Consider the following 14,161-nt stretch of genomic DNA (forward strand, 5'->3'; position numbering starts at 1 on the left):
GGTTAATCCTTGATATTTGGATTTACTTTATACGAGCTAAGCTCGTTGCCTTTGGTATCCATAACATGAACAGCGCACGCAATGCACGGATCATAAGAGTGGATTTTGCGGATAATTTCAAGCGGTTGCGTTAAATCTGCAATTTTAAGACCAATCAAGCATGCCTCATAAGATGCCATATTGCCCTGAGCGTCTTTTGGACTAGCGTTCCATGTGCTAGGAACGACTGCTTGCCAGTTTTGGATTACTCCATTTTCGATTCTACACCAGTGGCTTAGGCTACCGCGCGGAACATGTCCGATATATCTGCCTTTGTATGATTTCTTTTTGTCGATTGTGTATTTAGCGCAAGTCTCGGTGTCGCCTGATTTGATATTAGCGATTAGGTTATTAAATGCTAATAGTCCATTATCAGCTACGACTTTTGCCTCTATCATACGACACGCTGTTCTACCAAGAGTAGAGAATACTGCTTCTAGTGGAAGACCGGTATCAGAAAGGAATTTATCTACTACTTTTACTACAAATTCATTACCTTTTGCGTAATTTACAACGATATTTGATAGTGGTCCAACTTGAAGCGATTTGCCATCATATCTAGGAGCCTTAATCCAACTATATTTACCCTCAGTATTTAGGACTTTTGTATCTTCCATTTCACCTTTGGCATTTAGGGTTTGCTCTACCTTAAATCCTGTGTAGTTTGGTTCTTGTTCGCCGTCGTATGGGTGAAGTGGTTTATCATTTTTATACCAAGAGTGAGTAGCTTCTTCTGTAATCTTGCTCTCATCTAGCTCATGAACCTTGCTAATATCGCCGTCTAAAATCACACCGCTTTGGAATAAGAAATCATTGCGTGAATATTGGAAAGTTTGGTGTGTCCATAGATTTGCGACACCGACATCGTTTAATACGCTTTCTTCACTAGCATACGCACCACCAGCCATAAGCAAGTCTGGATAATATGCGCGGTTGATGAAATCAGCGACTTCTTGGAATTTAACCATATACTCACCAAGTCTTGCTGGGCTTAGAATATCCATTACGCATGTTACGCCACCGACTGTTAGGGTTTGTGGGTGTGGTTGTTTGCCACCGAAAATCGCCATCATTTGCGCGGCTGTTCTTTGGATACGCAAGCACTCTAAATAGTGGCTAAGCGCAATCAAATTTTGCTCAGGAGTTAGCTTGTATGTGCTGTGTCCGAAATATGCGTTTGCAAATGGTCCAAGTGCGCCTTTTTCAACGAAAGCTTTTACTCTTTGTTGAACCGCTTTTAGCTGATCCTCACCGCAAGCATAAGGCAAATCTGTGTATCTAAAAGCCTCTTGGCTAGCAGCGTGTGGATCTGCGCTTAGTGCGCTTACGATATCGACCCAGTCAAGTCCGTGTAGTTGATAAAAATGCACTGGGTGATCGTGCATAAATAGCGCAGTATTCATTAACGTTCTAGTCAAAATCGCATTTAGTGGCGGAGTTATGCCAAGAGCATTTTCAACAGCTGAAATTCCAGCATTATAGTGAGAAAATGTGCAAACACCGCAAATTCTTTGCATAAAAAAGCCGATATCCCTAGGATCGCGACCCTTAACGATAGTCTCTAATCCACGCCATAAAGTAGAGCCAGAATACGCATCCGTTACAACTCCGTTATCATCGACAACTACTTCTATGCGTAAGTGTCCTTCAATACGAGTTATCGGATCTATTACTAATCTTTGTGACATTTCTACTCTCCCTTATTCTTTTTAAATGATGCAATGGCTGCATGAACTGTGATAGCTACACCTGTAACAGCCAAAATTCCTATACCGATTTTATCGGCTGTCGCATCAGCACCTGCTCCGCTAAATACGGTATTGTATAATCTATCTGCCAATGGCTCCTCAAATGGTCCCATGTGATCCCAAAAATCAGGCTCAGAACAGCCGATACAGCCATGACCTGCTTGGATTGGCCAGCTAGTGTGAGCGTTAAATCTCTCGCGTGAGCAGTTATTAAATGTATATGGGCCTTTGCAACCTACTTTATATAAACAATATCCGTCTTTTGCGCCTTGATCGCCGAATTGCTCTACGAACTCACCTGCGTCGAAGTGACCGCGTCTTTCGCACAAATCGTGAATTCTAAGTCCGTAAGCCCATTTTGGACGATTATAAACATCAAGTGCTGGAAGTGTGCCAAATAGTATGTAGTGAAGCACATTACCTACGATATTTTTCTCGCTTGGCGGACAGCCTGGGACATTGATTACTTGTTTGTTTGTAAGTTTGCTAAGTGCAACAGCGTTTGTTGGGTTTGGTCTTGCTGCTTGGATACCACCGAAGCTCGAACATGTTCCAATAGCAAAAATCGCAGCTGCACCAGCAGCAGCATGTCTGCAATGCTCGGCACCTGTCTTACCAGCAGGTCCTACTGTAAGGAAATATTCGCTACTTCCGCTTGGAATTCCACCTTCTACCATTAAAATATATTGCCCCTTATATTTTTCGATAGCTCCATCTAAATTTTCCTCTGCTTGCCAGCCAGCAGCAGCCATAATCGTCTCGTGATATTCTAAACTAATATAGTCGAAAATCAACGAATCGATAGTTGGAGTATCAATTCTAAGTAAGCTTTCGCTACAACCTGTGCATTCTGCCATGTGAAGCCAAATCACAGGTAAGCGATCGGCGAGTTCTGCCGCCCGTGCAACTTGTGGTGCAAATACGCTAGGTAACCCAATCGCCGCAGTCATTGCGCCCGCCCATTTCATAAAATCACGGCGTGAAAAACCGCGCTCAGCAAGGCGTTTAGTGATACTATCGCCCTCTTTTATCTTGGGTAGTTTAGCGACTTGTTCTAGCCTATCGGCTACTTTTGCTAAATCAATCATTATGTTCTCCTTTACGCTTATAGCGTTAATCCGTAATTATATAGTTTTTTTGTTTAAAATTTGTTAAGGAAGAACTTACTTGTAGTTAAATTTTCTACAAGTAAGTTAAATTTTAAGGTTAAATTTATTTAATTTTGAAATTTAGCGCCGGTAAATCATAATCCATTACGCTTTCGTTTTGCATATCAGTGATACTCACAGCCGGCAAGGCACACATACCAGAATACACTACATTAAGCGGTGTGTAAAATACGCCGGTATAGTCATTGCCGTTTTTCGTATCTTTATAATACGCCCCACCAACCGGGAAGCTTAGCACTCTATCAAACATTATCTCTTTGTGCTCGAAGCTAGTTTTATCCTGCAAATTCTCAGGCCTTATAAATCCCGGATTTATGCGCTCATTGACGATCTCAAAGCAGGTGCTTGCCGCCTCATCAATCACAAAATTTCTAATGTAAAAATTTGAGCGGAAATTTATCTTAGAATAAATTCTCTGCCCTACTTTTAGATTATCAAGCGAAACCACATTACCAGCCTCATCGACAAATTCACGCACGATTTCTAGCTGTTTGATTCCGTGCAGATTTCCTGTGTGGTTGTTTATACTAAGCGGGCCGTGTTTGAGCGCGACTGGCTCGTAACCAAAGCTAAGCAAATTAGCAAAAATTTTCTCGCCATTTTTTGGCGAAATTTTGATTTCTCTGTCGTTAGAATTTAGCGTAATTACTGAATTTGACGGAGTTTGTATATTTTGCGTAAGGCCGTTTGCGATGATATCTGCGCCCACGCCCTTATCATCTTCGCCAAAATACGCTTCCAGCGCTCTTAACACAAACGCTCTTTCTTGCGTGCTAGAAACATTTTGTAAATTTTGGCTTAAATTTTGCGCCAAAGTATCCAAAACACTATCTTTTATACCGACACTTCCCAGCGCATACAGAGCAAATCCAGCGTCCCTAACCTCACTAGCAAAAATTTTACTAGCATCTTTATTAGCATAATCAAATTTATAATTTGAACTATAAATTTTACTAAATTCCGCGCTCATTTTGTGTTTTTGCAAAATCGCAAGCATAGAAAATGTCGCTAGCGGGCTAGCTTCGTAGAGTTTTTTATCATAGACGAAATTTAGCTCATCATCGCTTAATGCGCCTACCCTATCTAGCACGAAATCCGCATACAATCGCAAGCTAGGCTCGCTAGAATACGACGATTTTAGCGCCCTTAAAATCAGCTCTTTTTGTTTTTGGGTTAGGATTTTGTATTTCGCGTCCATATCCAAAAGCACATCGCTAGCATACAGCGACGCAAATGCGTTCGTCTCGCCATGCGCGCTCCAATACCCAAACTCGCCGTTATTTTTAAGCCTTGATAAAATTTTCGTAGCATGCTCTAAAACAGCCCTCTTCATCGCCTCGTCATGGTCGCGTTTATAGAAGAAATCATAGGCTAAAATTTTAGAACTAATCTGCTCTGTGCAACCATACGGATATCGCTCCAACTCCCTTGCCACCGTATAAGTGCTAGGTCTAGTGCCTATGTATGTAAAGACATCTTTATACGAAGCTGGCAGACTAAAATTCATCGGCGCGTCGCTATAAGCACTGGCGCTAAATTTCGAGCGCGGAAACTGCGAAATGACATCAAATTTCAACTCATACTCAAATTTCTCCCCATTTTCTTCGCTCACTTCCAAGCTCACCACGCCCTCGCCAAGCTCTAACGCATTTGCTCTAAATTTCAAATTCTTTGCTTCTAGCGCGCCTAGCGTGATATTTGCATCACTAAGCGAAATTTGAACTGCATCGTTAAAATTCGCCTTTAAATTTAGCGATTTTGGCGAATTTGTCGTATTTATGAGCGTTAGCGGGATATTTATATCATCGCCTTTGACCATATATGTAAGATCAGCTGGTTTGATGACGATATCATCTTTGACGCTGATTTGAGAATTTGCCCAGCCGATTTTTTCTTCATCATCGAGAGCTAGCGCGCTTAGGCGAATCATAGAGTTAAAGTGTTTTGGCAAATCTACCTCAAATCTAGCCTCGCCTGCGCCGTTTGCGATACCCTCATACATTTTGACAAATTTTTTATCTTTTTTGTTTTGCACTGGGCTTAAATTTCGCTTCGCGCTTTTTAGCATTTCATCACCACCAAAGCTTAGTTCTTTGCCGTTTGCGCTATACACACTCAAATCATCGAAAATATCGAAATATCGGTGTCTAAAATATATCGGCTTATCAAAATACGAAAACGCATTTAGCTCTTTTTGATTTATCGCGTCTAGTATCCCTAAATCCACAGCGTAAAGCGTTATTTTAGAATTTGGCGCGGATTTTGCCACGATTATGGCTTTTTCGCCGTTTTTATACTCCGGCTTGCTTTGCAGGCTAAGAGGGAGTTTTTTCTCGCTCACATCGAGGCTTACAGCTACATTTGCATAGGTGCGAAGCGGCATAGCAGCGCCAAAGGCAGAGCGTGAAATGCTAGCACTAATGTGTCCGCCAGTGAAATTCTCTGGCACTCTTAGCTCGAAACTTGCGCTGTTTCCGCGAATTTGCGTGATTTTATAATCATACACGCCCTCACCTATCAAAGCCACATTTAGCACGCCGTTTTCGATAGGCGAAGTAATCACGCCTTTAATCATTTCGCCAGGTTTGAGCTTTGATTTTTCTAAATTTATGCGGGCGGTATTGACATCTTTGGCATTTAGCCTGCCATAGTATCCATATCCGCTCACATCGACTCTCACGCTCGCACTTGCCCCGCTTGCGTAGTCGTTTGCCACTACGATATACGAACCGCCATTTTCGAATTTATACCCAATCTGTGAGCCCTCTGCGCTAATGCTATCCACAAGCGAAAAGTTCTCTTGCTCGACATATCTCTCGCCGTCGTAAATGTAAGTGAAATCTTGGCGATAAATTTCTAAATCAACCTTGCCTTTTTGCTCTTTTTTGCTAAGGCTATCTAGCAATGCAAGGTCGAATTTTACCTCCTCGCCACTGCTTATGAAGTCCTTGCTAGCGCGAATTCCTAGAATTTTGTCGTATGGATAGTAGCTTAGCATTTTATACGCGCTGACATTTTTGCCCCCGTCTTGGACGCTAAAATTCATCATCAAATTTGCCACATTTGACACGCCCTGCGCCTTTGGAGCGATTACGAGGTCTTTTTTGCCGTTATTATCTAGCCTAAATTCCTCGCTTTTTACCTCCAATGTGCCCTCTTTTTTAAGTCTTGCATTTGTGAAGCTGTATCCTTCAAAACCGCTGATTTTAAGCTCTTTTTCGTAGGATTTGACTTCTAGTTTGCTAGCTAAGCTCGCAGCTGGTGCGCCCACAAGGTAGTTTGAAATCAAATTTGCGATTATTAACTCATCTTTGTAAATTTCATCTTTGCTCGTTAAAATTTCATTTTTTACGCGGTTTGGTATGAAATTTTCGACGCTAAATTTCTTGGTTTCGATGATTTTATCCTCGTAGATTAGCTCAAAGGTATAACTTCCGCTTTTTTCGCCCAAATTCTCTTTAAAATTTAACGCGCCATAAGAGTCAGTTTTTAGGGCGCGAGTGATGATATTCACGCCGTAAGGATCTGTGATTTTGTATTTTATCGGAGTGTTTTTAATCGGCGTAAAATCGCTCTTTTTGAGCACCACAGAGCCGATTAGTGCCTCATTTGGGCTTACTAGCTCGCTAGCGAAATACACCATTGCTCGCGCGTCGCTTGTAGTCGCTTCCCTGCTAGAAACAGCCTCGTCAAATATCACAAATCCGCGCTCTTTGCCGTCTGTAATCTCGATAGATTTAGGATTTTTATCCAAAAATTTAGCGTCATTTACAAGCAAAATTCCGTCACTATTCGTGCGTTTTTCTAAAATCATCTCGTTTTTGTCATTGTAAATTTTAACAATAGCGTGCGACAAAGCCTTCGCATCACTTAGGCGCGAAGTATAGATTAGCGCGCTGCTATCAGCCATGCTGACCTGAGCCGAAATATCGCTGATATAGGCTGTGCGCGTGATAGTTCGCATTATAGTGCCCTCTTTGTAATGCACATCTATCACATACACGCCGTCCTCAAAACCCTTAAAATCCATAGCGATTTTATGCTCGCTAATCTCGTTTTTCGCCCCGCCAATGTCAAATTTTTTATTCACAACCTCGCTAGCTAGCGAGTGCGGATAATTGCTTTCGAAATTTAGAAAATATCTGAAATTCTCATCGCTGATTTTTGAGACGCTAATGCTAATTTCATTTAAATTCGAGCTTTTTATCGCGATATTTGCGTTTTTAGGGACGAATTTTTTCATATCACTAAACTGCACGAAAGGCTTCCTATCGCCAGTTTTGAAATTTAGCTTTATTTCATTTCTAACTATTCTAGAATCATCGCCAAAGCCCTTTAAAAGGCGCAATTCATAGCTTTTATTTGGCGCAAACTCAGCGCTTTTGATATCTACATGATAGTAGTATTTATCACTGATTTGCGGGTATTTTTGCTCATCTTCGTAGTATCTGTATCTAGCCTCGCCAAGGCTAAATTTACCCACGCCATTAACGCGGATAAATTTGGCTAAATTCGCGTCATCGACATAGTGAGGGAAATACAGCCTCGCTCCAAACGAGCCGTCATTAAAGCTAATTTCGCGGATTTTGACATCATCTAGGTTTGAGGCGTTTATGCTATCATTAAATGGCTCTTCATCGGCTTTTAGGATTTTTGGCGCGCTTAGCGTTGCGCCGTTTTTTGATTTTACAGAGTTTGCTTCGATGACGATATTTTGGTGCTTAGCGTCATAAGAAATCAAAAAACTTCTATCATTTTGCGCACTAATGGTAAAGCTAATATCGTTTTTGGCTAAATTTTGTAGCGAATACACCCTAATCCCAGCCTTTGCCCCCTCCTCGCTCACGCTATCGTTAAAGCTAATCTTTGCAAGTCCTGGGCGCAGTATTTTAAGCTCGCTCGCGCTAAATTCAGCTGTCGTAAAGCTAAATTTCTGCCCGCCAATCTCGCAGTTATAGCGAGTGCTAGCACTTAGCTTAGTCTTTGGATAAAACTCTATTTCGTCGCTATTTTTATATTCATACACGCCAGTAATCCCTGGCTCACATTTTGCGATTTGCTCCTCGCTTATGCCAAAAGGCGCGATTTTTGCACCACTAAAAACCAAGCTCTCATCATTAATCTGCGTTTCCACGCCAAAGAGCCACCCGGCGCAAAGTGCGCTACAAAGCCCAAATTTGATTAAAATTTTTTCCATGATTTTCCCCTAAGAATTTCGCGTAATTATATTGTGAAATTTTTATATTTTGGTAATTTTTTATTTTTTATTTTATCTATTTTTTACCCTAAATTTCGCCACGCTAAAATTCGCATTTTCGTCCAAACACGAAAGCTCATATTCGCCCGGGCTCAAATTTAGCATAAAATTCTCGCCATTTTTTTTCGCCTCGTATGGGCTATTATTTACGCTGATAAAGATTTCATCGCCAAAAACAGCCGTGCAAGAGGCGCTAAGATTTATCTCTCCGCTATCGCCCACTTCGTAAATTTTGCCATCTATATCGCTAAGGGCTGGCGCAATACTAGCAAATTTATCCTTGCACCTGCCGTTTTTGGTCGCATTTGCGTCAATAATGCCATTTTGCAAAAGATAAAAAAGCTCGCTAGGGCGGTAAAATTCGCACTCATCGTGCAAAGTTACACCCTCTATCACCAAATCTCGCACCATTTTTTTACACTCTTTTTCTACGAAAAAATCAGCGCAAATTTCTCTTTCGATAACACCGCTAGGTCGGGCGAATTCGGCATTTATCGCGCCTGTGTTTGAAAGGTAAGAAAACATATCAAAAACCACGCGCGCAGCACTAAGTCCGCCACTTATATCGCTCGTTTTTTCGCCGTTGAAATTGCCAAACCAAACCCCAAGGCTAAATTTTGGCGTTACGCCAATCGTATAAAGGTCGCGCCCGTCGGCACTCGTGCCGGTTTTAAACATCAGGGCTGGCATATTTTTGGTATTTTGCCACACAGAGCCAAGATAGCTTCGTGGAGCGTTTTTTAGCATTTGCGTGATGATATACGCACTTTGCGGGCTTAGTATTTGCGCGCTCTGACCGACTTTCGCCCCTGCTAGTTCTAGCGGTTTTAGCTCGCCAGAGTTTGCAAAAACGCTGTAAAGATGAGTGAGATTTAGCAAATTTATGCTAATTCCGCCAAGCCCGAGCCCAAGCCCATAATGCTCTTTGGAATACGGCGCGAGATTTGCGCGAAGCAAAAGCTCATAAAGCCCGTCATCGCCAAGGGATAATAAAAGCTTCAAAGCCGGGATATTTAGGCTATATCCGAGCGCCTCATTTGCGCTAATAACCCCCATAAAGCCTAGATTGTAATTGCGTGGGGAGTAGTTTTTGAAGCTAATCGGAGCGTCGATTAGCTCACGGCGTGGCGTGATAAGCCCCTCTTCAAGGGCTCTTGCGTAGATAAATGGTTTTAGCGTGGAGCCAACATTTTTCGCCCAGACTATGCCGTCATTTTGTCCCAAAAATCCGCCAAAATCGTGCGAACCTGCGTATGCCACAACCGCCATTTTTTCGTTGTCAATTAAGATAGCTGAGCCGTTTTTGACGCCAAATTTGGCTAGGTCATTTATCCTTGATTTAAGGAAATTTTCAAGGGTGAGTTGATAGGTTTTGTTTAAATTCGAGTGGATTAAATTTGAGTTGATTAAATTTGCGTCGTTTTGCGCTATGCGCTCTGCTTTGTTTTGCCAGATTGCGCCATTTTGTGCCAAGTGCTTTGTATCGCCTGTGCGCGCGCCGTGATTGTCTGTGTTTGCGGGCTTTATCGCACCGTTTTGCGCCAAGTGCGCGCTTTGGCTTACCCCCACAGAACTTACCCCCACAGAACTTGCGCGCGCGCGTTTTGTTTCGGTAGCTGTTTCGGTGGCTGTTTCACTCGTACCCTCTGCCACGCTAGCTGTTTTGCTTGCTGTTTCGCCCATACGCGCACCCACAGCCTCACTCGCGCCAGCGCGCCCTGCCACGCCCAAATTTTTCGCATTTTTAAAGGCGCGCATTGCATAATGCGGAGCGAAATTTGGCGCAGGGTGCCTTGTGGGGGCGAATTTCTCGCTACTAGCGCGTTCAAATTCGCTAAGCGATAAAATTTTAGCTTTATAAAGGCTAGAAATCAGCCTGTTTTTTAGCGAGTTTAAATCCAAATTCGTGCGGTCTAGGCGGTTTTTGTTCGGGTTTTTTGGCACCACCGCAAGAAGCGCGATTTGAGCGTTGCTAAGCTCGCCTAGGCTTTTGCCAAAATAAAAATAGCTAGCACTCGCCACACCCTCGATATTGCCACCATAAGGGGCTAGATTGAAATACATTGTCAAAATTTCATCTTTGGTGTAGTGAAATTCGAGTTGAAAGGCGTTAAAAATTTCGATAAATTTGTTTTTGTAACTGCGCTCTTTGGGGTTCATCATACGCGCAACCTGCATTGTAATGGTGCTTGCACCCACTCTGGCTATATTTGCATTTTTATGCGTAAAATTTTGCGAAATATTATGCGTAAATGCCCGTGCTATCGAAAATGGATTTACACCAAAATGGTAGTAAAAATACCTGTCCTCGAAATGCACTACGCTCTGTTTTAGGCGCTGTGGGATTTCATCACTACTGGCATAAAACCTCCAAATTTCATCACTGCTAATTTGCATATTTAAAATTTCCCCCTCACTCGAATACAAAACTAACGACTTTTCTTTATTTAATCCAGCCAAATTTAGAGGAAATAAAAAATCCAAAATCAAAAACAACGAAAGCAAAAATGCGCCCAAAAATGCGCTAAATTTCACAAAGCCCATAAATTTCATAAAAATATTATATCTATAAAATTTATAAATTTACTCAAATTTTTCACACAAAAAGAGAATATAAAGCATAAATTTTATAAAATCGAGAGTTAAATTACACTTTAAAGAGCCCAAAGGAGTTATTATGAAATATGGTATCATTTTTGGCGGACAAAGCTACGAGCACGATGTCAGTATCCTCACAGCAATCGCTGTAAAAAACGCACTAAAAGGCAAAAATTTAGTCTTTATCTACTGCGACGCTAACCGCAGATTTTTTGAAATCGAAGAGGGAAATATGGTAGCAAGCTACTTTGCTAGAAATTTTGCTAGGTCTCACTCTGCCAACACAGACGCTGCTGAGGGCGGTTTTTCATCTCAAACTTCTTATGGCAGCAAGGTCAAAGAGCTAACCCTCTCTTATGGCGGATTTTACACAAGCGGTATGTTTTCAAAAAACAGATTAGAAATCGATGTGTGTATCAACACAATCCACGGCGGTGATGGTTGCGACGGCAAGCTAGCTTCACTTTTAGAATTTTACGAAATTCCACAAATCGGCCCTAGATTAGAGGCAAGTGCGGTAAGCCATAATAAAATTTTAACCAAAAATTTAGCCAAAAACGCAGGGGTTAAGGCGATTAATTACGCGGTTTTGAAGCGCACGAGTCTGCCGTCTTTTAACTACCCTGTCATCATAAAACCAGCCCACCTAGGTAGCAGTATCGGCGCTAGTATCGTAAATAGCGATATGGAGCTCGATAAAATCATAGATAAGGTATTTAGCCTAGATAGAGAGGTCATCGTCGAGCCTTTCGTCAAAGATGTCAAAGAATACAGCCTAGCAGGCTGCAAAATAGGCAATGAGATTGTATTTTCAAAAATCAGTCAAGCCGTGAAAAAAGACTTCCTAGACTTTGGTCGTAAATACATCGACACTACCCAACCAAACACCGTTACAGAGCAAACCGTGGGTATTTCAATCGCAGATAAGATGAAAGATGCGTTTGCTAAAATTTACAACAGCGGATTTGAGGGCTCGATCATCAGATGCGACTTTTTCGTGTTTAATAACGAAATCTATCTAAACGAAATCAACCCTGTCCCAGCGGCTCTTGCAAGCTATTTGTTTAACGATTTTGGCGCGATTATCGACGGGCTTTCTACATCTTTGCCACAATACAAAAAAATCCCAGTAACCTACGATTTGGTTACGCAAATCGCAGCAAACAAATAATCAAATTTCACGCTAAATTCCAAATTTAGCGTGAAATTTAGCCAAATTTAACAAAAGGATAAAAAATGAGTATTTTGCTAGTAATTTTAGCTATTTTAATTCTTGTCGGAATTTTTCTCATTGGTATTTACAACAAACTTGTCGCACTTTTAAACGAAGCCAAAAACGCCTTTGCGCAAATCGATGTCCAGCTAAAACGCAGATATGATCTAATCCCAAATTTAATCGAAGTTGTCAAAAAATACATGGCGCACGAAAAACAGACCCTAGAAAATGTCGTAAATGCCAGAAACCGCGCAACTAGCGCACTAGAACGCATTAAACAAAACGGCTTAAATGATAACGATATGCGAAATTTAGCAAGCGCAGAAAACGAGCTAAAAAGCGCGCTAAATGGGCTAAATATCCAGGTCGAAGCCTATCCTGAGCTAAAAGCTAGCGAAAATATGATGCAACTAAGCGAGGAAATCACCTCTACTGAGAATAAAATCGGCTTTGCTAGGCAGTCTTACAATGACGCAGTGACGGACTTTAACACCTATAAACAAAGCTTTCCAAACAATATTTTAGTCGGATTTTTCCCTAAATTTCACAGAGATTTAGCCCTGCTTGAATTCAGAGAGGAAAATATCCAAAAAGCCCCAAAAATCGAATTTTAAGCGAGAAATTTTGTGGAGGCTTTGTCTGCGCTAAATTTAGCGATTTTTTACCTACCTGAAAAATTTTGCCATTTTTTAAGCGCAAATGAGATTTTCTGCACGCCAAAGGCCGGGTATTATCTGTGTGTTTTGGCGTGTAGCGCGGTTTTGTTTGCCATAACGCGCATTTTCCTTGGCAAAACAGCCTCACTATCTCACAGCATAAACGAACACCAAAAACTAGCCAAAAGCAAGGTTGCGTGGCTAAATTTCGTCTTTGCAAGCGTTTTGGTGCAGGTTTTTTGGCTCTCATACGCGCTATTTTTCGATTTTTTAAATTACAAAAATTTTGCCCTTGGAGAGGGCGCGGATTATGCCCTGCCGCTACTTTTGTCCGCGCTTTTAGTCTGCGTGATTTTATTTAACTATATCAAAAAACGCCATTTTGAGGCGACAGACATTTCTAGCCTTGCAAAGGGGCTTGACGCCACAGAAATTCACCCCCACACTGCCAAAAATTCCGAAAAAATTCTACTCAACATAATCGAAGAAATGGCGATTGCCTCGCGTGTGGGCATGCCACGGGTTTTTATCATGAAAAACGAAAATGGCGTAAATGCCATGGCAAGCGGGGAAAATTTCGGCAAAGATAGCGAAAAAATCGCGATTTTCGTCACGGCTGGGGCGATGAGGACATTTAACCGAGACGAAATGCAAGGGGTAATCGCGCATGAGTTTTCGCACGCATTTCACGATGATATCGAGCTAAATATCAGGCTGATTAGCGTCATTGGCGCACTTGGAACGCTAAGCTTCATCGGATATGAGATTTTAAGGGCATTTAGCAGGGGTAGAAGTGGCAGAAACTCCAAAGGAAGCGGGATCGCCATAGTCATACTTGTAGGCGTCATATTTTGGCTACTCGGGCTTTTGGGTAAAGTTTTTGCCGAACTTATCCAAAGCGCGATTTCTAGGCAAAAAGAGTTTTTAGCAGACGCTAGCGCAGCCAAATACACGCGCAATCCTTTGGGGATCAAAAAGGCGCTTGATAAGCTTTTTATGATACAAAAATTCAACAAAGCCTATCACGACGGAATCGGCAAAAAGGATTTTAAAGCCCCAAAAGATGAAAAAAAGCCGAATTTAAACAGATATTTTTCCTCAAAAACGCGCCAAAAGGGCAGTATAAACACAGATGACATGCGAAATTTTCGCGCAAATCCACTAAGAAATTTCGCAAATTTTCATATCAAAAACACTAACGCCAGAGCCTGCGCGCACATGTTTTTCTTGCCCGCATTTTCTGGGCTTTTCGCCACGCACCCTAGCCTGCAATCACGGATAAAAAAGCTAAAAGAAATGGGCGCGTGAGTTTGGGCTAAATTTCGCGCTAAATTTCGCGCGTTAAATTTAGGCTAAATTTTAAAATTCGCAAATTTTGATTAAATTTTAAATTTTGCAAATTTTGGTTAAATTTAGCGCCCAAATTTACGCCAAATTTTAGGCGCAGGGCTAATTTTTTTATAATAAATTTAGGCTAT

Annotated in this window: 7 protein-coding genes; 3 read left to right on the top strand and 4 right to left on the bottom strand. The window is 41.7% G+C overall.

Annotated elements, in window-relative coordinates; all coding sequences use genetic code 11:
• Positions 1-2: 2 nt before the first annotated feature.
• From OFO00_RS00325 to OFO00_RS00340, 4 genes are all read right to left on the bottom strand, one after another.
• A complete protein-coding gene (locus OFO00_RS00325) occupies positions 3-1,727 on the bottom strand; it encodes a nickel-dependent hydrogenase large subunit (RefSeq protein WP_270864425.1) in 1,725 nt (574 codons plus the stop codon).
• A 2-nt stretch (positions 1,728-1,729) separates the two neighbouring features.
• Entirely contained in the window at positions 1,730-2,875 is a 1,146-nt protein-coding gene (locus tag OFO00_RS00330; protein WP_270864426.1) for a hydrogenase small subunit, read from the bottom strand.
• 124 nt (positions 2,876-2,999) lie between these two features.
• A complete protein-coding gene (locus tag OFO00_RS00335; protein ID WP_270864427.1) occupies positions 3,000-8,153 on the bottom strand; it encodes an alpha-2-macroglobulin family protein in 5,154 nt (1,717 codons plus the stop codon).
• Between the two features lie 72 nt (positions 8,154-8,225).
• Positions 8,226-10,766 carry a transglycosylase domain-containing protein gene (locus tag OFO00_RS00340; protein WP_270864428.1) on the bottom strand — a complete coding sequence of 847 codons (2,541 nt, stop codon included), beginning with the start codon at positions 10,764-10,766 and terminating at the stop codon, positions 8,226-8,228.
• Between the two features lie 124 nt (positions 10,767-10,890).
• Between OFO00_RS00340 and OFO00_RS00345 the strand changes: the two genes are divergently transcribed.
• The 3 genes from OFO00_RS00345 (at position 10,891) to OFO00_RS00355 (ending at position 13,991) form a co-directional block, all read left to right on the top strand.
• Entirely contained in the window at positions 10,891-11,982 is a 1,092-nt protein-coding gene (locus tag OFO00_RS00345; RefSeq protein ID WP_270864429.1) for a D-alanine--D-alanine ligase, read from the top strand.
• Between the two features lie 65 nt (positions 11,983-12,047).
• Positions 12,048-12,641, top strand: coding sequence for a LemA family protein (locus OFO00_RS00350; RefSeq protein WP_270864430.1), 594 nt, complete (start codon positions 12,048-12,050; stop codon positions 12,639-12,641).
• A gap of 12 nt (positions 12,642-12,653) precedes the next feature.
• Positions 12,654-13,991 (top strand): M48 family metalloprotease, encoded by a 1,338-nt coding sequence (locus OFO00_RS00355; RefSeq protein ID WP_270864431.1) that lies wholly within the window; start codon positions 12,654-12,656, stop codon positions 13,989-13,991.
• Positions 13,992-14,161 lie beyond the last annotated feature (170 nt).

Source organism: Campylobacter sp. VBCF_04 NA7 (assembly GCF_027737405.1).
Lineage (GTDB): Bacteria > Campylobacterota > Campylobacteria > Campylobacterales > Campylobacteraceae > Campylobacter_B.